The 22491-nt window shown below is 65.6% G+C and carries 17 protein-coding genes; 9 read left to right on the top strand and 8 right to left on the bottom strand.

From position 1 onward, the window contains the following. Positions 1–308: 308 nt before the first annotated feature. Genes J3S28_RS15145 through J3S28_RS15135 form a run of 3 tightly spaced genes read left to right on the top strand, consistent with a single transcriptional unit; the run spans position 309 to position 4069 of the window. A complete protein-coding gene (locus tag J3S28_RS15145; RefSeq protein WP_372436014.1) occupies positions 309–1967 on the top strand; it encodes an MFS transporter in 1659 nt (552 codons plus the stop codon). After that, complete coding sequence (locus J3S28_RS15140; RefSeq protein ID WP_307797156.1) at positions 1933–2739, top strand: GNAT family N-acetyltransferase; 807 nt, start codon at positions 1933–1935, stop codon at positions 2737–2739. The genes J3S28_RS15145 and J3S28_RS15140 overlap by 35 nt, the downstream gene beginning before the upstream one ends. A gap of 52 nt (positions 2740–2791) precedes the next feature. Next, entirely contained in the window at positions 2792–4069 is a 1278-nt protein-coding gene (locus J3S28_RS15135) for a lysine N(6)-hydroxylase/L-ornithine N(5)-oxygenase family protein (RefSeq protein ID WP_207841572.1), read from the top strand. On the opposite strand, the gene J3S28_RS15130 is transcribed toward J3S28_RS15135, so the two are convergent. The 3 genes from J3S28_RS15130 to J3S28_RS15120 are packed head-to-tail and all read right to left on the bottom strand — an operon-like array spanning position 4059 to position 7264. Beyond that, complete coding sequence (locus J3S28_RS15130; RefSeq protein ID WP_207841571.1) at positions 4059–4832, bottom strand: class I SAM-dependent methyltransferase; 774 nt, start codon at positions 4830–4832, stop codon at positions 4059–4061. The genes J3S28_RS15135 and J3S28_RS15130 overlap by 11 nt on opposite strands. Then, positions 4829–5878 (bottom strand): methylenetetrahydrofolate reductase, encoded by a 1050-nt coding sequence (locus J3S28_RS15125; protein ID WP_272874195.1) that lies wholly within the window; start codon positions 5876–5878, stop codon positions 4829–4831. The genes J3S28_RS15130 and J3S28_RS15125 overlap by 4 nt, the downstream gene beginning before the upstream one ends. Continuing rightward, entirely contained in the window at positions 5879–7264 is a 1386-nt protein-coding gene (locus J3S28_RS15120; RefSeq protein ID WP_207841570.1) for a WS/DGAT/MGAT family O-acyltransferase, read from the bottom strand. It abuts the gene before it with no gap. A 165-nt stretch (positions 7265–7429) separates the two neighbouring features. Between J3S28_RS15120 and J3S28_RS15115 the strand changes: the two genes are divergently transcribed. Then, on the top strand, positions 7430–8371 hold the full coding sequence (locus J3S28_RS15115) for a TIGR03557 family F420-dependent LLM class oxidoreductase (protein WP_372436012.1): 942 nt from the start codon (positions 7430–7432) through the stop codon (positions 8369–8371). A 99-nt stretch (positions 8372–8470) separates the two neighbouring features. Here J3S28_RS15115 and J3S28_RS15110 read toward each other — a convergent pair whose 3' ends face one another. Beyond that, positions 8471–8908, bottom strand: coding sequence for a DUF4259 domain-containing protein (locus J3S28_RS15110; protein WP_207841569.1), 438 nt, complete (start codon positions 8906–8908; stop codon positions 8471–8473). A gap of 183 nt (positions 8909–9091) precedes the next feature. Here J3S28_RS15110 and J3S28_RS15105 point away from each other — a divergent pair, with 183 nt between their 5' ends. After that, a complete protein-coding gene (locus J3S28_RS15105) occupies positions 9092–10627 on the top strand; it encodes a phytoene desaturase family protein (RefSeq protein ID WP_207841568.1) in 1536 nt (511 codons plus the stop codon). 7 nt (positions 10628–10634) lie between these two features. Here J3S28_RS15105 and J3S28_RS15100 read toward each other — a convergent pair whose 3' ends face one another. Beyond that, positions 10635–11432, bottom strand: a complete 798-nt coding sequence (locus J3S28_RS15100; RefSeq protein ID WP_207841567.1) for an SDR family oxidoreductase — start codon at positions 11430–11432, stop codon at positions 10635–10637. 159 nt (positions 11433–11591) lie between these two features. On the opposite strand from J3S28_RS15100, the gene dprE1 reads away from it, so the two are divergent. The 3 genes from dprE1 to J3S28_RS15085 are packed head-to-tail and all read left to right on the top strand — an operon-like array spanning position 11592 to position 15712. Beyond that, a complete protein-coding gene (dprE1, locus tag J3S28_RS15095) occupies positions 11592–13013 on the top strand; it encodes a decaprenylphosphoryl-beta-D-ribose oxidase (protein ID WP_207841566.1) in 1422 nt (473 codons plus the stop codon). Positions 13014–13060: 47 nt separating this feature from the next. Next, positions 13061–13822: a decaprenylphospho-beta-D-erythro-pentofuranosid-2-ulose 2-reductase gene (gene dprE2, locus J3S28_RS15090; protein WP_084836400.1), complete on the top strand. Its 762-nt coding sequence runs from the start codon at positions 13061–13063 to the stop codon at positions 13820–13822. 3 nt (positions 13823–13825) lie between these two features. After that, positions 13826–15712, top strand: coding sequence for a galactan 5-O-arabinofuranosyltransferase (locus J3S28_RS15085; RefSeq protein WP_207841565.1), 1887 nt, complete (start codon positions 13826–13828; stop codon positions 15710–15712). 82 nt (positions 15713–15794) lie between these two features. Here J3S28_RS15085 and J3S28_RS15080 read toward each other — a convergent pair whose 3' ends face one another. The 3 genes from J3S28_RS15080 to aroQ all read right to left on the bottom strand — a co-directional run bounded on the left by J3S28_RS15080 (position 15795) and on the right by aroQ (position 19081). Further along, positions 15795–17378, bottom strand: coding sequence for a hypothetical protein (locus J3S28_RS15080; protein ID WP_207841564.1), 1584 nt, complete (start codon positions 17376–17378; stop codon positions 15795–15797). Next, entirely contained in the window at positions 17375–18316 is a 942-nt protein-coding gene (locus J3S28_RS15075) for a phosphatase PAP2 family protein (protein WP_207841563.1), read from the bottom strand. Before J3S28_RS15075 ends, J3S28_RS15080 begins: the two co-directional genes overlap by 4 nt. A 321-nt stretch (positions 18317–18637) precedes the next feature. Then, on the bottom strand, positions 18638–19081 hold the full coding sequence (aroQ, locus tag J3S28_RS15070; protein WP_207841562.1) for a type II 3-dehydroquinate dehydratase: 444 nt from the start codon (positions 19079–19081) through the stop codon (positions 18638–18640). A 71-nt stretch (positions 19082–19152) separates the two neighbouring features. On the opposite strand from aroQ, the gene J3S28_RS15065 reads away from it, so the two are divergent. After that, positions 19153–22479, top strand: a complete 3327-nt coding sequence (locus J3S28_RS15065; RefSeq protein WP_372436010.1) for an arabinosyltransferase domain-containing protein — start codon at positions 19153–19155, stop codon at positions 22477–22479. Positions 22480–22491: the final 12 nt, after the last annotated feature.

Raw genomic sequence — 22491 nt, 5'->3', positions numbered from 1 at the left:
ACACCAAATTATGCGACTCATGATCCTTCCGCACCGGAAGGTGTTCGCCATCTTCCCAGTTCACGCGCCTGGACAATGAAATCGCACAAATGACCGGCAGGTAATTCACGCCGACTTCTTCAGGCGACCCATCTGAAATCACCAGGGTTTCGAATGCCTCGGGACCGGATGTTTCTGGAACCACAGAGCACGCACCGTGCGAGACGTTGCCAAATCAGGTGGGGGGTGGCCGAATTGACCGAAATCATCAACATCTGCGACCGTACGCTCGATGACCGAGCGGTGAACACCGCAGGAACGGGCGGCCGGTGAGTCACCGCGCCCCAGAACCCACCACACCAGCCACCACCGCGCTGGGCGCCAAGGCTCCACACGCCCGCACCACCTTGATCGTGGTGTGCCTCGGCGTCTTCATGTTGCTGCTCGACATGACGATTGTCTCGGCGGCGCTCGCCGACATCCAGTCCGACCTGTCGGCTGACCTCAGTGGTCTGCAGTGGGTGGTCGACGGCTACGCCCTACCCATGGCCGCGTTCCTGCTCACCGCAGCAACTCTCGGAGATCGCCTGGGCCGCAAGCGGATGTACGTCTGTGGTCTCACACTCTTCGTGGCCGCCTCCGCCGGTTGCGCGCTGGCCGGCGACATCACCACCCTCGACGCGGTTCGCGTGGTGCAGGGACTCGGTGGTGCGATCATGCTGGGTGTCTCGCTGCCGATGATCGCGGCCGTCTACCCCGCAGGCAAGGGACGCTCCACCGCGATCGCCATCTACGGGGCGGTGATGGGCGCAGGCAGTGCCGCCGGGCCACTGCTGGGCGGCGCACTCGTGGACGCGTTCGGCTGGCCGTCGATCTTCTTCGTCAACATCCCGATCGGTGCGATCGCGCTCACGGTTGCGCTTGTGCGCGTGGAGGAATCACTGGGCGACACGACCCGCCGGGTGGACATCCTGGGCACCATCACCCTGAGCATCACCTTGGTGACCGCGGTGTACGCGATCATCGAAGGGAACGCCAAGGGCTGGACCTCACCGCTGATCCTCGGATTGTTTGCCCTCGCCGCGATTTTTGCCGTCGCATTCGTCCTGTGGGAACTACGGGTCAGCGATCCGCTGATGGACCTGTCAGTGGTGCGCAGGCCGGGATTTGCGGGGGTCTCACTCGCGGCGTTCATCACGTCCGGCACCCTGATCGCCGCCACGAACTACCTGGCCCTGTATTTCATGAACACGTTGGGATACACCCCGTTCGAGGCCGGGGTCCGGGCCTTGCCGCTGACGATCGCGTGTGTGATCGGGGCGCCGGTGGGAATGATCGTCACGCGCAAGCTACCGATGCATCAGGTGGTGCCGCTCTCGACCGCGCTTATCGCGGCGGGACTCTGGGCCATGACGGGCATCTCCGCCGATACCGGGTGGACGCACTTCATCACGGGAATGGTCGTCGCCGGCCTGGGTGTCGGGATGATGAGCGCCATCGCCTCGGACGCGGCTCTGACGTTCGTCCGCGAAGCCGATGCCGGAATGGCGACCGGTGTCGTCAGCACGGCGAGGCAGATCGGCACCGTCATCGGTATTGCAGGGATGGGAGCCCTGTTCACCCACTTCGCCACCGCAAGCGCCAAGGACGATCTGGGCTCGCTGGCGGTCGGGGGCGTCCCGGTCGACGTCCCGCCCTCAGAGTCGGCCGCCATCACCGACGGTCTGGGTTCCGGCGCCGGTCTACAGATCCTCTCGTTCATCCCGGACCAGTACAACGCGGCATTGCCCGAGATCACCCGACTGGTCCGCGACTCGTCCGCGGCAGGACTACAGGCCGCAGTGCTCGCGGCAGCGACCGCGGCGACGGTGTTCACGCTCGTCGTCTATGGCCTCATCCGTGCCGATCGCCAACGTTCCGAATCCCCAGCAGCCCCACAACGAGAGGAAGTCCGTGAGCATCACCCCGCTCATTCCCGCAGCCAGTGACAACGGGTATTCCATCAGCCTGACAACCGACCCCGTCGACATCGAGCACGCAGAACGGTTGCGCTATCAGCTGTTTGCCGACGAGATGGGTGCCACCCTGCCCAACGCGGTGCGCGGTGAGCACACCGGCGAGATGATCGACATAGACCAATTCGATGCACATTGCGACCACATGGTGGCCCGATCGGAGTCGACGGGCGAGGTGGTCGGTTGTTTCCGGCTCCTGCCCCCTCACGGCGCCAAGGCAGCGGGCGGCTATTTCACCGACACCATCTTCGAATTGAGCGAGGGCCTCGAGGCGGCCCGCCCGAACCTGTTCGAATTGGGTCGCGCAGCTGTGCATTCCGAGCACCGCAGCGGAGCCGTCATGGGTCTGCTCTGGGCCGGCGTACTGAAATATCAAGAGTTGAACGGCTACGAGTACGCCATCGGGTGTGCCTCGGTCAGGATGGAAGACGGCGGGCCCCGTGGGTCACTGGTGCGCAAGGTCCGGGACTTCGCCTATGGCATGAACCTCTCCGATCCTGAACTGCGTGTGACACCGAAGAACCCGGTCAACGTCGATGGCCGCGGCCTCGATGACATCGCCGATCCGGGCCGGGTCAAGATCCCGCCGATGGTGCAGGGATGCATGCGCATCGGTGCCGCCGTGTGTGGTCCACCGTCCTACGACTCCGACTTCGACATGGCCGACTTCGTCATCCTGATCACCCGGTCGAGACTCAACCACCGTTATCTGCAACGAATGACCGAGGCAGCACTGGCCCACTGACCTACAAGTATCGCACACCCACCCGCGTTCTTCACCAAAGGGGCTGAACAGCATGTCGATCGACACTTCACCCGTAGACCTCGTCGGGATCGGTTTCGGCCCCAGCAATCTGGCCTTGGCCATCACTGTCGCCGAGCACAACGAGACTCACCCCGCGAAACCCCTTCGCGCACAGTTCTACGACAACAAGGACTCATTTGCCTGGCACCCCGACATGCTGCTCCCTGGTGCGCAGATGCAAGTCTCTTTTCTCAAAGACCTTGTCACCCTGAGAAACCCGCGAAGTCACTTCACCTTCATCAACTACCTGTGCACGCGGGGCCGGCTGGTCGACTTCATCAACCACCAGACGTTCTTCCCATCGCGCGCCGAGTTCTCCGACTACCTGGGCTGGGCGGCCGGACAGGTCGAGGACAAGGTCACCTACCGCACCTCGGTGACTCAGGTCGAAGCCGTCGGCGACGAGTTCCTCGTCTACATCAGAGACGACTCAGGATCCGAGCGCACCGTCCGCACGCGCAACGTGGTGGTAGGCGGGGGGATCAGTGCCGCCCTGCCCGAACAGGTCTCACCGACGGTTCGGCAGTGGCACAGCCATGGTCTGCTGGGAAACCTCGAACAGCTCCCCGAACTGACCCATCAACGATTCGTGGTCGTGGGCGCGGGGCAGAGCGCCGCGGAGATCACCTCGTACCTGCATGACGCCTATTCCGAGGCAGACGTGCACGCGGTCTTCGGCAAATACGGGTACACACCCGCCGACGACAGCCCCTACGCGAACCGGGTGTTCGACCCCGAGGCGGTGGACGACTTCCACGAGGCCCCCATCGAGGTCCGCGAGCGGTTGCTGGATTATCACCGGAGCACCAACTACTCCGCCGTCGACTCCGAGGTCATCGCCGAGTTGTATGCCCGCGAATACCAGGAGAAGGTGCAGGGCAGCCGCCGATTGTTCATCCACGGTGCCTCGCGTCTGGATTGGGAGAAGACCGAGGAGAACAGCGACGGCGTCCGGGTCACGATCAACCATCTGCCAACCACCACGACCCAGACCATCACCGCGGATGCGGTGGTGTACGCCACGGGATTTCGATCGATCGACCTGCGTGGACTGCTCGCCGAACCCGACAGGGAATACTGCTTCGACGAATCTGGCCTACCCCAGGTCACGCGGGACTATCGCATCCGGCGGCCTACCGACCACGAGGGCAACGTCTACTTGAACGGCGGTGTGGAACACACGCACGGACTCACCGCGACGCTGCTGTCGAACCTGGCAATTCGATCTGCCGACATCGTCGAATCGATCGTCGGCGATCTCAGGGTGTGAGCGACAACAACATCCCGAGAACCAGTCCGTCGCCGATCAGGTGACCCATCGTCGATTGCTGGGTGTCGGCAGTCTGCCACCGCCGGTCGTCGCGGTGCTCCCGGGCGACCAGGTCGTCGACCGCCTGTACCTGCTGCTGCCAGATCTGCGGCGGACCGTCGAAGTCGGGTAGATCGGCGACCGCCCCGACCCGCAGGCCCGCGCGGTGGACGAGGTCGAGGAGTTCGTCGCGAGTCGGGAAGTCGTTGCCGTCGGGCTGTTCCGGTAGATCGGCCACCGTCTTGATGTAGACCAACAGACCGACCGCCCCACCGGGCCGCGTCACCCGCCGCATCTCCTCGAGCATCCGGAGTTGATCTGCACTCGAGCACAGCACTCCCAGCGACCACACCGCGTCGGCCCCGCCGTCCGCCAACGGCAGATCGGTGCCCGACGCGGCAACCGTCGCCCGGCCGAACAGTCGCGTCGCCGCGCGGCAGGCCCCGAGCATCGGTTCGACGAGCAGCACACTCGTTCCGCGGGTGAGCGCGGCGTATTCGGCGGCGCCACCCGTTCCCGCGCCCACGTCGACCAGCGTTGTCGTCTCGCCGAGGTTCATCATGTCGGCCAGCCAGGTCAGCGCCGCCGGATTGCCACTGCCCCGGCAGGCCGCCGGTATCGCGTGCGCGGCACCGAGTGATTCGATGGCCTCGACCGTCCACCGCGGCATGGTGTCGAACTCGTCGTCCATCGCGTCGGAACCCTCGGCACCCGAACCGCTCATCGCGCGTCCATCCTCTCTCGAATCCGCTCCGCGACTTCCGCTTTGACATGCGCCGCCGGTATCTCCCCGCTACCCGAGGCAAGTCCGGAGAGGTTGACCCCGGCCACGCCCGGAACCGAGAGCAGGTCCGCCGCCTCCTGTACCGCGGTCTCGATGCCCACGGCGCGTGGATCGTCGGAAGTGACCACGCGCGCGATTTCGGCGGGGTCCAGATGCAGACCCGGAAACGCCGCCAGCACCCGGGCAGACCGTTCGTCCGTGTACACCGCAACGCCCGCGATGATGGGGATCGTGACGCCCGCCGCCCGTGCAGTCGACACGAACTCCGTCAGTGCGCCAACCGTTCCCACGTGATTGAGCACCGCGAGGCCGGCCCCGGCGCGCTGCTTCTGCAGCAGGCGTCCCGGCCGGATCGCGGTCGGCTCCGCCTGGGGGGCCTCCGGCACCCCGACGGACAGGCCCGCTTGCGCGGCAAGGGCCGTCAGCCTGGTGCCGTCCAGATCGAACACCTGCGTGACATCAGGCCGCACACCCTGCGCGCGTCCGTCGCCGGTCACGCAGAAGACACCATCGGCACCGGCCTGTCGCAGACCCATCAGCTCTTGCTCGAGGACCACCCTGTTGCGGTCACGACAGGTCAGGGTGATCCACGGGCGGCCCCCGACGCCTGCGATCATCTGGGCCATGACCGTCGGCGGGAAGTCGGGTCGATTCTGATGCTCACCGACCAGCACGGAATCGCTGGATGCGCCGACGATCTTCGCGACCTCTTCGAGGTTGCTGCGGTCGAACGCGGCCACCGAGAGATCGGTGAGGATCACCGGACCGGACTCGGCGGCGCGCAGCAGCTCACCGGCGGGATTCGGGGCAGGTTCCTCGCCTTCCCACCGCACCGGTTGCGCGGTGTGCCCGAACGGACACGGCCGCGAATCGATCTCGCAGGAGCGGTCATCGCGGATCCCACCGCATGGCCCGAACACCATCCGTTTCGGACAATCCGGATCGGGTCGAGCCGGGTACTCGACGAACAGCCGGGGACCGGTCATCTACTGAGCGCCGGTGTCACAGAGCTTCTCGAGCTCCTCCAGAGCCGTGTCGAGGTGGGTCAGCAGTCGCTGCAGGCTCGGCACCTCGGCACGAGCACCGGTCAGCCCGAAGTTCACCTTGTCGCCGTTCGTGGCCACTGTGATGTTCAGCGCCTGACCGTCCAGCGCGATCGACGCGGGGTACACGCCGTCGAGTTTGGCGCCGTTCCAGTACATGTCCTTCTGCGGACCAGGAACATTCGAGATGATGACGTTGAACGGGGGTGGGGTGTAGCGGACGAAACCGGGCACCGTCGACAGTGCCAGTGGTGCGGCGACCACGGCGCCGAAGCCGAGCGCCTGCAACGGGCTGAGTTCACGGATGACCTGTTTGCTCGATCGCGTCGAATCGACCAGGGTTGCGAGTCTGCGTTCGGGGTCGGGCTGATCTGTGGCCAGATTCGCAAGGATCGCGGTGACGGCGTTGCCCTCTGACGAATCACTGTCCTTGGCGTGCATCGACACCGGCATCATCGCGATCAGCGGCTGCTCCGGCAGGGCATTCTGATCGATGAGATAGGAGCGCAGCGCACCCCCACACATCGCCATCACCACGTCGTTCATCGTGATGTCGAGGCCCGCGGCGACCGCCTTCAGCCGCGTCACCGACCACTGCTCGGCAGCAAACCGACGCGCCCCGCCGATCGGCACGTTGAACATGGTGCGCGGCGCCTGCAGCGGCAACTTCAGATTGTGATCACGCACGGCTCGGATCCCGACGCGGGCTGTGGCGGGAGCAAAACCGGCAAGCTCGCCGGCAACCTTCCAACCCTCGGAGAGGATGCTCCGCGACGCCTCGTCAGATGCGGACTCCAGCCTGGGTCGCTTGAGGAACAGCTCCGGATCCCAAGGGGCGCGGCCGGATCGAGCCGAAGCGTCCGGAGACAGGGTTTTCTCCAACAGCTTCAGCGCGGACACCCCGTCGACCAGCGAGTGGTGGATCTTGGTGTACAGCGCGATACGCCCGTCGGCCAGACCTTCGATCAGATGGAGCTCCCACATCGGCCGATGCCGATCCAGCATCGCGCCGTGGTTCGCGGAGACGTACCGGAGTAGTTCCCTGACCCTGCCCGGACGCGGCAGCACCGTGCGGCGCACGTGGTACTCGAAGTCGACGTCGGAGTCGTAGCTCCACCGCACGGTGCCCATCAGCCCCACGGGCGAGGCGGGTCGTTTGCGGAAGAGCTTGTGCACCTCGGTCTGGGCCTGGAATGCCTCGAACATCCGCTCGCCGAGGTCATCCGAACCCTCCGCCGGCTCGAACAGCTGCAGCCCCCCGACGTGCATCGGATGCTCTCGCGATTCGGCCAGCAAGAACATCGATTCGGTGATCGGCATATACGGCATGCGCACTCCTGTGGGGTTTTCGTCGGTGCAGGGATGCCCGGTCTCGAAGCAATGTGACACACGTTACAAGCTTTGCTCCACGGTGGCCGGGTGGCATCGAATTCGCATGGTTTGGGCGGACACCGACGGGGAACTCCGTTCGATATGCGCTTCGGATACACATTGATGACGGAACAGAGCGGACCCAAGGATCTGGTCCGTTATGCCACGGCCGCCGAGAAGTCCGGCTTCGACTTCGAGGTCATGAGCGATCACTACTCGCCGTGGTTGGTCTCCCAGGGCCATGCCCCGTACGCCTGGAGTGTGCTGGGCGCGGTGGCCCACGCCACCGAGCGCGTCGAACTCGCGACATACGTGACCGCACCGACCCTCCGGTACCACCCCGCCGTGGTCGCCCAGAAGGCCGCGACGATACAACTCCTCGCGGACGGTCGCTTCATTCTGGGTCTCGGGTCGGGAGAGAATCTGAACGAGCACACCGTGGGCCAGGGGTGGCCCTCGGTGGATGAGCGTCACGACATGTTCGTCGAGGCTGTCGAGATCATCCGGGCTCTGCACTCCGGGGATCTGGTGACGTACAACGGAAACCACTTTCGCGTCGACTCATCACGCATCTGGGACCTACCAGACGGAGGGATCCCGATCGGCATCGCTGTGTCGGGCGAAAAGTCCGTCGAACAGCTCGCACCATTGGCCGATCATCTGATCGCCACTGATCCGAAGGCTTCGCTGGTCTCGCAGTGGGACGACCATCACGAGGGTCCGTCGCGAAAGATCGGCCAGATCCCCATCTGCTGGGACACCGACAAGAAGACTGCCGTCGCCCGCGCGCACGATCAGTTCCGCTGGTTCGCCGGGGGCTGGTCGGTGAACGCCGACCTGCCGACGACCGCATCATTCGCCGGGGCAACGCAGTTCGTCCGCCCGGAGGATGTGGAGTCGTCGATCGCCTGTGGACCGGACCTCGACGAACTGGCCGAGAGCGTGAGACCTTTTCTGGATGCGGGCTTCACCGATGTTGCGCTGGTCCAAATCGGTGGCGACAGTCAGGATGAATTCTTGGCCAAGGCCGCCGAGACTCTCCTCGAAAAACTGCGCGGTCTGTGACCGAAATACACACATTCGGCGCCCTCACAGCGCGTATCACGGAACTATCTCAGGTGCCGAACTTCGCGATGCGGTAGGTCGAACTCCGGGCCTGATCAGTCAGGCGCTGAGCGCAACATAGTCCGGCAGCGCCGTCCGCAGCTCGAGTTCGTCGATGATGGCGTCGATCACCGCTACCGCGTCGTCGAGTGAACCTGCCCGGTACCACAGACCCGACCACTGCGACTGTGGACCCTTGACCCTCTCCAGTGCGCGAATCGCCAGCTCAGGTAGGTCGTCGGGCGCGCGAAACTGCTCGATCAGGTGCCGGTTCGGACCATAGTCGGGGGCCAGCAAGGGCCCACCCGGCAGGCTCGACGCCACCGCCGTGGCAGCCGCGACAGCTGCGAACTCCTGGTCGGTGTGATCATGCTCCAGAACGCCTCGCAGTGCGTTCCGCACCACGTTCACGCGTTCGGAAGAGGGAGCTGCGTCGAACTTCGCCACCCACTGGGCCGCATCATCGTTGTCGAACGCCCCGATTCCCCAGGTACTCATTCGGCAATCCTCCAATTCGGCACAATGCATTCAAGAAATACAATACGCCACGGCAATCAATGAGCGTGACGTTCGTAAACAAACGCGAATAAAACAAGAATGAACCTCGCGGGATCGGTAGCCACACATAGCCACTGCCAGGACCCGGTCCATCGAGCCACCGTTGACGGCATCATGGTCACCATGCAGTCCTATGACGACATCGTGATCGGCGCGGGCCACAACGGGCTGACCGCCGCGGCCTATCTGGCACGGGCTGGACGCAGGGTGCTGGTGCTGGAGCGGTCCGATCACCTCGGGGGCGCGACGGTGTCGGCGAGGCCGTTCCCCGGGATGGACGCCCGGCTGTCGAGGTACTCGTACCTGGTGTCCCTGATGCCACGTCAGATCATCACCGATCTCGGCCTCGACATCACGCTGATCCGGCGGCGGTATTCGTCGTACACCCCACTCCCGGGAGATCCCACCCGCGGGCTGCTCGTCGACACCGCCGATGAGTCCGTGACCGCGGCGTCCTTTCGCGCCGCGACCGGCTCTGATTCGGACTTCACTGCCTGGCAGAGGTTTTACGGTTCGATGACGACGATCGCCGAAGGCGTCTTCCCGACCATGCTGAAGCCACTGGTCGGTGCCGACGAGATGGCGTCCATCGCCGGAGGTGATCGCGACGCGAGGGATCTGTGGGAGCGGCTGACGACGCAACCAGCGGGAGAGATCATCGCCGACACCTTCGCCGACGACATCGTGCGCGGAATCGTGGCCACCGACGGCCTGATCGGAACGTTCGCGGACATGGACGAGAAGTCGCTGCGTCAGAACATCTGTCTGCTCTACCACCTGATCGGTGGAGGCACCGGGGACTGGGACGTGCCGGTCGGCGGGATGGGCGCGGTGTCCGAAGCGCTCGCGGCCGCGGCAGTGGCAGCAGGCGCCGAAATCCGCACCGGGGTCGAGGTCACGGACATCGACCCCGATACCGGCCGCGTCGGGTGGCGGGACGGCGCCGCTTCCGCCGACTACATCCTGGGTGCTTGCGCCCCAGCCGTTCTCGATGGGCTCCTCGACGAGCCGCTCAGCGCGAGCGCTGCGCCGGAAGGAGCACAGCTCAAGATCAACGTGCTGCTGCGCAGGCTCCCCCGACTACGCGACACCGCGACTCCCCCAGATGTCGCATTCTCGGGTACGTTCCACATCCACGAGGGCTTCGCCGCACTCGCGCAGGCGTACCAGGAAGCTGCACGCGGGCAGATCCCGTCGCTGCCACCCAGCGAGATCTACTGCCACACCCTCTCCGACCCCAGCATTCTCGGCCCAGGACTCACCGGCATGCACACGCTCACCCTCTTCGGCCTGCACATGCCACCCGGCGTCTTCAGCCGGCCAGCGGCCAAGGACGAAGCAGTCGCGGCGACCCTCGCGGCGCTCGATTCCGTCCTTGCCGAACCCATCTCGGATGTCATCGCGACCGATTCGACGGGCGCCCCCTGCATCGAGGCGAAGTCGCCGCTCGAACTCCAGGACGCCGTGGCACTACCCGGTGGGAACATCTTCCACCGGCCACTCCAGTGGCCCTGGGCCGAAACCGCAGCCGAGGTCGGCACCTGGGGTGTCGAGACCCGGCATCGGAGGCTGCTGATCGCAGGCGCCGGAGCACGGCGAGGCGGCGGGGTCAGCGGCATTCCCGGCCACAACGCCGCATCAGCCGTGCTCGAGGTCTGATCGCCTGTCAGTGCGGCTGCGCGAGCTTCTTGTTGACCACCCTGGTCAGCCAGGCCGGCGAGAACCGCGATCCCAGCGACATCGCCCGCGTCTGATTCCCGACGGCGTAGTGGACGCGGTGGATGAGTTTGTCGACCTTGCTCTCCTCGACCGCAGCCACGATCGCGTCCGCGACATCCTGCGGCCCGAGCTTGATGCCGAGTGAGTTGGTGGTGCCGGTGGAGACGTTCGCCGTCATCGCGGTCTGGACGAACAGCGGCCACATCGCCACGACCCGGATCCCCTGCGGGCCCCACTCGATGTCGAGGGCCTCGGTCAGCCCGCGTACGTAGAACTTGGTGGCGCTGTAACTGGCCAGTTCTGCCTGGCCGTAGATCGCCGAGGCGGACGCGATGTTGACGACCACCGAGCCCGGTGTCGCCTTGAGATGGCGATATGCGCTGTGGCAGCCGTTTGTGACGCCTTTGATGTTGATGTCGATCTGTTTGTGCTGGGTGGCCAGCGGGATCTCTTCGAAGGGGCCGGCCAGCAGGATCCCCGCGTTGTTGATCAACACGTCGAGCCGGCCGCCGTTGGCCGCGGCGAACTCGTCGAGACGTGCGGTGAACTCTTCGGCATCGGTGACGTCGAGGTGGCCGGTGACGATCTGGGTACCCAGACCCTTCACCTCATCGGCCAGGGTGGCGAGTCCCGCCTCGTCGATGTCGTACGCGCCGATGGAGTAGCCCTTGCGCGCGAAGGTCAGGGCGGTGTGGCGGCCGATCCCGGCGGCCGCTCCGGTGATGAACACAGATCGTGAGGTCATAGTGGGATTCTTACACCGCTCGTTGTCATATTGCGAGCAGCCAGGTCGAGCTCCGCTTCGCTTCGTCTCCCTCTAAGGGTCGAGCTCCGCTTCGCTTCGTCTCCCTCTAAGGGTCGAGCTCCGCTTCGCTTCGTCTCCGGAGCGGTAGGCTCTGCTGCGATGTCTACCGCTGAATTGCCCATTGAAACCCGCAAGCTCGTCGGCTGGAGCCGCACGACGCCGATCGAGGGTCACGTGCTGGCGACACCCGATGTCGAGGTGATCGCCAAGGCGCTCGCGCAGGTCGCGGACGCAAACGCCGACAAGCCGTCCTACCTTCGCCGTGGCGTCATCGCCCGCGGGCTGGGACGCTCTTACAACGAGTCCGCGCAGAACATCGGTGGTCTGACCATCGACATGACGATGCTCAAGCGGATCCACTCGATCGACGACGCCACAGGGGTCGTCGATCTGGACGCCGGCGTCTCCCTCGACGAGCTCATGGCCGTCGCTCTCCCCTTCGGGCTATGGGTGCCGGTACTCCCGGGCACCCGGCAGGTCACGATCGGCGGAGCCATCGCCCACGACATCCACGGCAAGAATCATCACAGCGCAGGCACGTTCGGACAGCACGTGCTCGAGATCACGCTGCTGGTGGCCGACGGACGCATCCTCACCCTGACCCCAGGGGGCAGCTCGGACGACCCCGCCGGCGAGCTCTTCTGGGCGACGGTCGCCGGGATCGGCCTGACCGGCATCATCCTGCGCGCCAAAGTGCAGATGAAGCGGACCGAGAGCGCCTACTTCATCGCCGACACCGCCACCACGAACAGCCTCGACGAGACCATCGCACTGCACCTCGAAGACGGCTTCGAGGACGGCTATGAGTACGCCTCGGGCTGGTTCGACTCGATCAGCAAGCCACCGAAGCTCGGCCGTGGTTCGTTCAGCCGCGGCAATCTGGCCCGCCTCGACGAACTACCGGCCAAGCTTCAGAAGGATCCGCTCAAGTTCAACGGCAAACCGCTGGTGACGTTCCCGGACATCTTCCCCAATGGCCTGGCCAACAAGTTCGACTTCTCGATCGTCGGTGAGGCCTACTACCGGATGGGGTCGAACAAGACCGGCCAGGTCAAGAATCTGGCGCAGTTCTACCACATCCTGGACATCTTCGGAGAGTGGAATCGAGCGTACGGACGGACCGGTGGCTTCACCCAGTACCAGTTCATCGTGCCCACCGGCAACGAGGATGAGTTCAAGAAGATCATCGCCGATGTCCAGGCGTCGGGCCACGTGAGCTTCCTCAACGTCATCAAGCTCTTCGGCGAGGGAAACCAAGCGCCACTGAGCTTTCCGTTCCGGGGCTGGAACGTGTGTCTCGACTTCCCCGTCAAGCGCGGCCTCGGCGAGTACCTCAACGAGCTCGACCGCAGGGTGATGGCGATGGGTGGACGCCTCTACACCGCGAAAGATTCGCGCACGTCTGCGCAGAACTTTCACGCCATGTACCCGCAGATCGACTCGTGGATCGCCACCCGTCGCAAGATCGACCCCACCGGAGTCTTCATCTCCGACATGGCGCGCCGGCTCGAACTCGACTGAGCCCCTCCGGCAGCCACCCACGATTCTTCTCAACGACAGGAACATTCATGATCAACGCCGTAGGCGTACCCAAGTCGATCCTCGTTCTCGGCGGTAGCTCGGAGATCGGACTCGCGATCACATCCGAGTACCTCAAGAAGGGCCCGATGCGGGTGGTCCTGGCCACCGTGCCCGGCGACCCTGCCGGGGACGCCGCGGTCGAGACGATCAAGGCGGCGGGCGCTTCTTCCGTCGAGCGCATCGACTTCGATGCCCTCGCACCCGACACCCACCCCGCGGTGATCGCCCAGGCGTTCGCCGGCGGCGACATCGACGTCGCGATCGTGGCCTTCGGTGTCCAAGGCGTCGACGAAGAGGTGTGGCAAGACCAGCGCAAGGCCGTGTTCACCGCCAACATCAATTACACCGCGGCGGTCTCCGTCGGAGTGCTCCTCGGCGAGAAGATGCGCGAGCAGGGCCACGGCCAGATCATCGCGATGAGCTCGGTCGCCGGCGAGCGTGTGCGACGCAGCAACTTCGTATACGGGTCGTCCAAGGCCGGCCTCGACGGCTTCTACCTCGGACTCGGAGAGGCGCTGCGCGAGTACAACATCCGCGTCCTCGTCATCCGACCGGGCATGGTGCGCACCCGGCTGTCGGCGCATGTGAAGGAAGCGCCGCTGACCGTCAACAAAGAAGACGTGGCCAAGCTCGCCGTGGCGTCGGCCGACAAGGGCAAAGAGCTCGTCTGGGCTCCGGGCCCCTTCCGCTTCGTGATGATCATCCTCCGCCACATCCCGCGGCCGATCTTCCGCAAACTGCCCATCTGACCCATGCCGAAACATCTGTCAGCGATCGGAAACCTGATCGGCGCGGCCATAGTTGCGCTCGTCGTGGCGGGAGCCGGCCTGGCAGTGATCGCCAGGGTCGAGTGGCCGGCGTTCAACTCGTCCAACGTCGAGACGGCGCTGACCACCACCGGACAAGTGGTGGCCATCGCGTTGCTTCTCGTCGCAGTGGTGCTCTCCCGGGTCGGTAAGGCCGTGTGGGCGATCAAACCGCTGTCGTGGGTGGGCATCTCGGCGTTCGCCGCGGTGACGCTGGCGATGCCGCTCGGCGCGACCAAGCTGTACCTGTTCGGCATCTCCGTCGATCAGCAGTTCCGGACCGAGTACCTGACCCGGCTCACCAACAGTCCGCGGCTGGCCGACATGACGTACGCCGACCTACCGCCGTATTACCCGGCCGGCTGGTTCTGGCTGGGCGGCCGCTACGCAAGCCTCACCGGACAACCCGGGTGGGAAGCGTTCAAACCGTGGGCGATCATCTCGATCGCCGTCGCCGCCGCCATCGCGATGGCACTGTGGCAGCGCATGATCCGCACCGATCGGGCGATCGCAGTCACCCTCGCGTCCACGATCCTGACGCTGATGTACGTCAGCCCCGAGCCATACGCGGCTGTCCTGGTCATCCTCGGTGCACCGATGCTGATCACCATCCTGCACGGACTGCGCTCGGGAAGTAGGCCCGCGATAGTTGCCGGGGGCCTGTTCCTCGGCGTGAGCGCCACCTTCTACACGCTCTACACCGGACTGTATGCACTGACCGCGGTGTTGATGGCGGTGTACCTGGCCGCATCGGCCTGGTTCGGGCTGTCCAACAAGACAACCCATCGGTCCACCGTCAGATCGCGGCGATGGCGAGCAGTCCTGATCCACGGCGCCCGACTGGCGGCCATGGCGGTGGTCGCCGGACTCGTGGCCTTGATCGTGTGGGCCCCCTACCTGTGGGCACGACTGCAGAACAAACCGGCCTCGGGCGGCACTGCCGAACACTATCTACCGAGCTCGGGGGCCGTGCTCCCGACACCGATGCTGCACTGGTCCCTGGTCGGTGCACTGACGATGGTCGGGCTGGCCTGGATCGTGTTGCGATTCCGGACCCGCACAGTCGCACTGACCTTCGGCATCACCGTCGTCTCGATTTATCTGTTCTGCCTGCTGTCGATGGCACTGACCGCGGTGGGCACCACGCTGCTCTCGTTTCGGATGGAACCGGTGCTGGTGGTGGTCCTCGGGGTCGCGGGCGTGTACGGCTTCGCTGAACTCGCTACCCTCGCCGTCCGCCGATTCGGCGATGTCCGGACGGTCGTCGGCGTACTGGCCGCCGGTGCGGCAATCGCGGTGGCGCAGAGCATCCCTGGTCATCTCGCCTCCGAGATCACCGTTGCCTACACCGACACCGACGGTTACGGCGTACGCGCCGATCAGCGTCCCCCCGGCGCGCAGGCGTACTTCCCGGAGATCAGCGCCGCCATCGGCGAGCAGACCGGTGGCCGGCCCCAGGACGATGTCGTGGTACTCACCGCAGACTACGGTTTCCTCTCGATCTACCCGTACCTCGGCTTCCAGGGACTCACGTCGCACTACGCGAATCCCTTGGCGGAGTTCGACAAACGGGCGGCGACCATCGAGACGTGGTCGCAGGCACAAACCGCCGACAGCCTCATCGAACAGCTCGACGCAACACCCTGGCGGCCGCCGACGGTGTTCCTGTTCCGGTACAGCCCGCAGGGTTACGACCTGAGGCTGGCCGAGGACGTGTACCCGAACGACCCCAACGTCCGCCGGTACACGGTGACGTTCAACCAGAACGTCTTCGACGATCCGCGTTTCACGGTCACCACCATCGGCCCCTTCGTCCTCGTCGTGAGGAAGTAGCCCGCCACCCCACAGATGCACATCGTTGAGTCATAGGCACACGTTGCAACGTGTGTTTATGACTCAAGCGTGTGCTTTTGTCCTACCTGGGCGCGCAGTCCGGGGGCTGAGCTCCGACCACACCACGGACGGAGAGCAGGCCTTCGAGGACGTATTGGCCGGGTAGTGGGGCCTGCAAGGTGATCCAGTCGTCGGGCGTGGTCTGGATGCAGGCGTAGAGGTTCTCGTCGATGGTGCTGCGGGCGACCAGGTATTTGTTGTGGCGCAGTTGAACCGGATGGATGGTGGTGTCGGGGACGTCGAGGACCATCTTCGCGGGCGACGACTCAACGACGGTGAGGGGCGCGGGCACGATCGGCTGCGGATCGTCGACCTTGTAGAGCTCCCACTTGTCGTTGCCCCAGATCCGTTGCAGGTAAGGCAGACCCGACTCGACCAGCGCTGCTTCGGCCTTCATCTGGCGAAGCGGATCGGCCGACACGGCAACGAAGGCCACCGCGTTCTCCGACAGCCAGAGACGGTACGACTCGGGTGTCAGCGCATTCTCGTCGTAGAAGATCGGGTTGAATCGTGAGTCCGACTGATTTTCCCAGCCGCGCGCCAGATTGATGGTCATGCCCAGTTTGTGTGAGCCGGCATGCGTTTGGGCGTCCACGAGTTCCACGCGATGGTTCGCGATGTTCGACTGCGCCACCAACTGGGAGCGCAGCGGGATGTACGAGGTATCGCTCTCGCCGGAGTCGGCACCGACCACCTGATCCGCGGTGGCCACGAACGTGGCATAGATGAGCGCGGGCGCCAGCGCGATCGCCAAGAACTTGAGCGACTTCGGCGAGTAGTACAGGCACAGGCACGGCAGCACCAGCGCGAAGAACCGGCTCAGGTTCGACCCGATCCCGGTGGGGACCAGGAACATGATGATCGCGACCGCGCCGGCGAGTGGCACGATCCAGCGCGCAGGTGGAACCGTCAGCGCCACGCCGGTGCCGACGGCGATGGCCGCCACCCAGAACAGGGTCGTCGCCGGAAATCCCTGCGAACCCGGATTGCCGAACATCAGGAACGGAACACCAACACCCAGCGCCGCACCCCCGAGGACCCACCACGCCCGCCGTGCCGCGGCGTCACGCCCGGCCGCGAACGGGAGCACCGCCAACCCGACGAACGCGGGCGCGAGTGGGCTCGCCAACCCGGCGACGAGCAGTCCGATCACCGTCAGCGATCGGTAGCCCTTCTTGAAGGCGACGATTGCTGCCAGTGCTATGGCCCCGCCGACCGCGAAGGCCACCCGGCCGGAGAGCATGTTCAGCACCGCGGCCACCGTGATCGCCCAGACGAGCACGGTGGGGTGCGCCGCACCCTTGGACAGGGGGAAAGCCAGCAATGCGATCGCGGCGGTCGCCAGGCACAGCAACAACAGCGACCCGGTGACGGTCGAGAGAGCCGGAACGATCAGGGAGTAACTGCCCGGCGAGACGCCGCCGTACCAGCCGAACCAGTAGCCGAGGCCGACGCCCGACCGAGCGGCTTCCTCCCGCGCGATCGCCGCCTGCAGGTCCCCGACGGTGGGATGAGCGAGAAACAGCGCCACGATGGCGATCAGCGCGACCCCAAGCGGAAGCAGGCCCCGCCAGCGGATCGCAGGCAGGGCCACCGAGAGGCTCATCCGATCGGGACTCCCGCCCCGGCCGGCGCATCCGCGGATCTGCCGCGCCACCACCGCAGGAGGGTGGGGGCGTAGACGATCGCGGCGGCGACGGCGAGCAGCGCCACCCCGGCAATGACATCGAGGATGAAATGGTTGCCCGAACCCATGACCACGAAGTACGTGGTGAAGGGGTAGATCAGGCCCAGGATTCGCAGCCACTGCCATTTGGCGAGGAAGAACAGCACCAGTCCGCACCAGGTCGCCCAGGCGCAGTGCAGAGACGGCATCGCCGCGAACTGGTTGGAGATCGCATCGCTACCCGGTGCGCCGGACTCCGGCCACCAGCCCCACGACGAGGTCTGCGCCATCACGTCGACGAAGCCCTCGCCCGGCAGCAACCGTGGGGGCGCGGTGGGCATGAAGTAGAAGCCGAACAAAGCGAGTCCGGTGCACAGCACCAAGGTCCCACTGACCTTGCGGTAATGGTCTTTGCGTCGGAAGAGCAGCCAGATCAGTACGGCCGGCGTGACGAGGAAGTGCAGCGTTGCATACTGCAGGGCGACGATGTTGGCGAGCCACGACGTCGTGTGGACCAGCTCGTTCAGCGGTCGCTCGAGAGCGAAGTGCCAGGCGTCTTCGATGCGGAGGATCTCGTAGGCATTGCGGTAGGCCTGGTCTGCGACCTCACCCACACTGTTACGGATGACCGAATAGACAGCGTAGAGAGCTCCGAGGAGTAGCACCTCCACCCACCAGCGCGGGCGGGCCAGATACCGGTTGACCCGGGTGACCACTGCACGAAATCCGGTTTGTTTGAGCTCGGACTCGAAGGCTTCGAGCTCCCGGGGGTCGAGGTCCGGCGCGACCAGGTCGATCTCGCCCGAATCGGCCCGGCCCTGCGGCGTCGCGGCGCTCTGGGGCGGGTCATAGGTGCGGCGACTATCACGGGGCGCCATACAAGACCTCCCGCATATACCCTCCAACTGCCGACCGACTCTCACGCCCCGATCCGCCTTGGGGATCGAATGCGAAACTACCGCGCGCAGATAACGGCCCCGACACATCGCGTTCACCAACTGACGTCCGAGTGGACGCATTGGTTCTGCAGGAGCATAACCGAGGGCGGCGCCATTCCCTTCCCGCATTTCCCTCAGCGGGCCGGTGAACTGGGCCGACGTCAGGTCGACTGTGGGCGTTTGGTCCGGTATGACTTGCGCCGGAGACACCAGGTGTGACGCTGATCACATGTTACGTCGAATGATCTAATCGCCGGGCCTTCACGCGATCAGATCGGCAAGATGGCGGATCGCGAACTCGTACCCCCGGATGCCCACACCGGCGATCACCCCGGCCGCGATGCCGGAGACATACGAGTGACGACGGAACTCCTCACGGGCATGCACGTTGCTGATGTGCACCTCGATGATGGGGACCTCCGGAACCGACAGTGCGTCGCGGAGGGCGATCGAGGTGTGCGTCCACGCCCCCGGATTGATGACGATGCCGGCGACGGTTCCGCGCGCTGCGTGGATCCACTCGAGCATCTCGCCCTCGTGATTGGTCTGCCTCGCGTCGATCGTCCACCCGAGCTCCTCGGCGACCTCGGTGGCCAGCGTGACGACATCCTCGAGCGTGGCTGTCCCGTACACCTCCGGCTGACGGACGCCGAGCGTGTTCAGGTTCGGTCCGTTCAGCAGCAGGATGGGCGGCTTCGAGGTCATCGTGCAACTGTATGGCGCCGCGCGTGACCGCGGACCATCGCCACACGCGGCGAGCGATAGCATCTTGCCTTGTGCCTGCTGACGCCGTTGACAACGCGACTGGAACGACCCGGTCGCCATCCGGGGGTGACCGGGTCCGATTTGCGAAGATCGCCGCGATCGTCACCGGCCTGATCGGCCTCGTCCTCGCCCTGGCGACACCGCTGCTACCTGTCAACCAGACCACCGCCGAGCTGAACTGGCCGCAGCAGGACAAGCTTCAGTCGGTCCTCTCGCCACTCGTCTCCTACGTGCCCGTGGATCTCGAGATCTCCGTGCCCTGTTCGGCAGTCCGGCAGTTGACGGCTCCGGGACAGACAGTGCTGGTCTCGACCTTGCCGAAGGAAGCCGACAAGGCGGTTGCCCGAGGTCTGTTCGTCCGTAAATCCGGTCAGGCGACCGATGCGCTCGACCGGCAGTCCGTGGAGGTCGTGGTCCGCAACACCCCGGTCGCCATGGCCACCCTCGCCCAGATGGACGACCAGGACTGCCGGGAGATCGTCGTCACGGCCACCGCGACGTCGGTGCGCGCCGAGTTCGTGGGCCTGACCAACGCCGAGGGCGAACCCGTGGTCGGCGAGATCACCGACGGTGACCAACGCCCCCAGCTCACCGGGATCTACACGGATCTGACCGGGGATGCCGCATCCGTACCGGGCTTGGAGGCCCACGCCACGATCGACGACCGCTACAGCACCGCCCCGACCGTGCTGAAGTGGCTCGCCATCGCCGTCGGAGTGCTGTGCACCATCATCTCGCTCGGTGCGCTCGCGGTCCTCGACGGCACGGACGGACGCAAGCACCGCCGTTTCCTGCCCGCGCGCTGGTGGAAGTTCAACGCTCGCGACGCCGTGGTCATCGGAGCCCTGCTGATCTGGCACATCGTCGGCCCCAACACCTCCGACGACGGCTACATCCTGACGATGTCGCGGGTGGCCGAGCACGCCGACTACACAGCCAACTACTACCGCTGGTACGGCGCCCCGGAGGCACCTTTCGGCTGGTACTACCAGGTGTTCGGCTGGTTGGCACACGTCACCACGGCAAGTCCGTGGATGCGCCTGCCCGCCCTGGCCTGCGGGATCCTGGTGTGGCTCATCATCTCTCACGAGGTGCTCCCCCGGCTCGGTCGCGCGGCCACCGTCAACCGCATCGTGCCGTGGACGGCCGCGTTCGTGTTCCTGGCCTCCTGGTTCCCGTTCAACAACGGTCTGCGTCCAGAGCCGATCATCTGCCTCGGCGCGCTGCTGACGTGGTGCTCGGTGGAGCGGGCGATCGCCACCGGCAGAACCCTGCCCGCCGCGGTGGCCTGCACCATCGGCGCTTTCAGCCTGGCAGCCGGACCCACCGGACTGATGGCCGTCGCAGCACTCATCGCCGGTGCCCGACCGATGGTGATGGCGCTGATCAAGCGCGCCAGAGCCATCGGCGCAGACGCAAAGAGTTACCTCGCGATGCTCGCGCCGGTACTGGCTGCCGGCACCTTCGTGATCTTCGTCGTGTTCTCCGATCTGACCCTGGCCGCATTCATCCAGTCGACGCGGATGAAGTCCGCACTCGGACCCTCGCTGCACTGGTACAACGAGATCGACCGCTACTCAGCACTTTTCGAGTTCTCAGCCAACGGGTCGGTGTCCCGGCGATTCGCCGTCCTCGCGATGCTGGTGGGCCTGGTGGTCTCGGGCGCGATGCTGATCCGCAAGAGTCGCATCCCCGGAACCGCTCTCGGCCCGTCCAGGCGCATCGTCGGCATCACGTTCGCGTCGCTGATCTTCATGATGTTCACCCCGACCAAGTGGACCCACCAGTTCGGTGTCTTCGCGGGCCTCGCCGCGGCACTGGCGGCGATCGCGGCGATCGCGGTGAGCGCCGAGGCGATGCACGCCCGGCGCAACCGGATGCTGTTCATCGCACTGGTCCTGTTCATCACCGGACTCGCGTTCACCGCGCCCAACGCCTTCTTCTACTACTCCAACTGGGGCATGCCGTGGGGTGCCCTTCCGGTTCGCTTCGGGGTCGCGTTGGGCAGCGCCCTGCTGTACCTCTGCGTGGCCGCGCTGCTCGTGGCGTTCTGGTTCCACTTCCGAGAACCCTTCACGCCCGACACCCCCGCCAAAGCCGGTACCCCTCCGCGGCGTCGTTGGTTCAGCACTCTCGCCACCGCACCGCTGGCTGTCGCGGGCGCGTTCCTCGTCCTGTTCCAGATCGGCACCGCTGTCGGTGCCGGCGTGAAACAGAGTGGATCGTTCTCGATCCCCACCTCCAACGTGGCCGCTCTGCAGGGCGACACCTGCGGCATGGCCGAAAAGGTCCTCGTCGAGCCGACCCCCTCCGCCGACATCCTCACGCCCGTCGACGGCAACATCGCCGGCGGCCTCATCGGACCGGCCGACCCGGGCGCCGACGCCACGGCCACCTCCGGTTTCACACCGAACGGTCTGCCCCTGACCCTCGACTCGACGGCCAGCGCCGGCAGTCTCGGCGTGCTCGGCGGCAACGTCGCGATCTCCCCCGACGTCCTCAACTCCAACGCCGGTGGCACCGGTGGCGGCGAGACCGACCAGGCCGGGATCAACGGCAGCACCGCGAAGCTGCCCTTCGGCCTCGACCCCGCACTGACCCCCGTACTCGGTAGTTACTCGCAGGACAACCAGTTCCCCGCCTACCTGACCTCGTCCTGGTACCGCCTGCCGCCGAAGGCCGCAGACACCCCGTTGGTGACGATGGCCGTCGCCGGTCAGTTCGACATCGAGAACGTCAAGATGGAGTACTCGACCGGTTCGGGTTCCGCCAACGAGGACTTCGCGGTGGCGGGTGAGGTCGACATGATCGACCCGGGCCCGCGTCCGTCATGGCGCGATCTGCGGACCTACCGCAGCTCGTTCCCCGCCGACACCACGGCGATCCGCATCGTCGCCAAGGACGAGAACCTCGCCCAGGACAGTTTCATCGGCCTCACCCCGCCCCGATCGCCACGACTGCAGACCCTGCAGTCCATGGTCGGCAGCACCGATCCTGTCCAGATCGACTGGACCAGCGGCCTGGCATTCCCGTGTCAGCGACCGTTCGACCACCTCAACGGCGTCGCGGAGATTCCGCAATGGCGGATCGCGCCCGGTGCCGACCTGTCCGCCGCCGTCGGTGCCTGGCAGGACGCGTTCGGTGGTGGGCCACTCGGCTGGATCGAGGTCGCCCTGGACAAGACCACGGTGCCCTCCTATCTAGAGGGTGACATCGGTCGGGATTGGGGCTCACTGGTCAGCTACGAGCCCTACGGCGAGCCCGCAGAGGTGGCGGAGCTCGACCTCGGCAAGGCCACCCGCTCCGGTCTGTGGAGTCCGGCACCGATCCGATACTGAGTCCGCGCGCCG

The organism is Williamsia soli (genome assembly GCF_017377795.1).
Classification (GTDB): domain Bacteria; phylum Actinomycetota; class Actinomycetes; order Mycobacteriales; family Mycobacteriaceae; genus Williamsia; species Williamsia soli.
Note: the sequence above shows the minus strand (reverse complement) of the source record. Positions and strands in the feature narration are given on the sequence as shown.

Bases quoted from the DNA above. Each gene is read 5' to 3' on its own strand.
- J3S28_RS15135 (WP_207841572.1), top strand. From the start codon at position 2,792: ATGTCGATCGACACTTCACCCGTAGACCTCGTCGGGATCGGTTTCGGC.
- J3S28_RS15130 (WP_207841571.1), bottom strand. From the start codon at position 4,832: ATGAGCGGTTCGGGTGCCGAGGGTTCCGACGCGATGGACGACGAGTTC.
- J3S28_RS15125 (WP_272874195.1), bottom strand. From the start codon at position 5,878: ATGACCGGTCCCCGGCTGTTCGTCGAGTACCCGGCTCGACCCGATCCG.
- J3S28_RS15120 (WP_207841570.1), bottom strand. From the start codon at position 7,264: ATGCCGTATATGCCGATCACCGAATCGATGTTCTTGCTGGCCGAATCG.
- J3S28_RS15115 (WP_372436012.1), top strand. From the start codon at position 7,430: ATGACGGAACAGAGCGGACCCAAGGATCTGGTCCGTTATGCCACGGCC.
- J3S28_RS15110 (WP_207841569.1), bottom strand. From the start codon at position 8,908: ATGAGTACCTGGGGAATCGGGGCGTTCGACAACGATGATGCGGCCCAG.
- J3S28_RS15105 (WP_207841568.1), top strand. From the start codon at position 9,092: ATGCAGTCCTATGACGACATCGTGATCGGCGCGGGCCACAACGGGCTG.
- J3S28_RS15100 (WP_207841567.1), bottom strand. From the start codon at position 11,432: ATGACCTCACGATCTGTGTTCATCACCGGAGCGGCCGCCGGGATCGGC.
- dprE1 (WP_207841566.1), top strand. From the start codon at position 11,592: ATGTCTACCGCTGAATTGCCCATTGAAACCCGCAAGCTCGTCGGCTGG.
- dprE2 (WP_084836400.1), top strand. From the start codon at position 13,061: ATGATCAACGCCGTAGGCGTACCCAAGTCGATCCTCGTTCTCGGCGGT.
- J3S28_RS15085 (WP_207841565.1), top strand. From the start codon at position 13,826: ATGCCGAAACATCTGTCAGCGATCGGAAACCTGATCGGCGCGGCCATA.
- J3S28_RS15080 (WP_207841564.1), bottom strand. From the start codon at position 17,378: ATGAGCCTCTCGGTGGCCCTGCCTGCGATCCGCTGGCGGGGCCTGCTT.
- J3S28_RS15075 (WP_207841563.1), bottom strand. From the start codon at position 18,316: ATGGCGCCCCGTGATAGTCGCCGCACCTATGACCCGCCCCAGAGCGCC.
- aroQ (WP_207841562.1), bottom strand. From the start codon at position 19,081: ATGACCTCGAAGCCGCCCATCCTGCTGCTGAACGGACCGAACCTGAAC.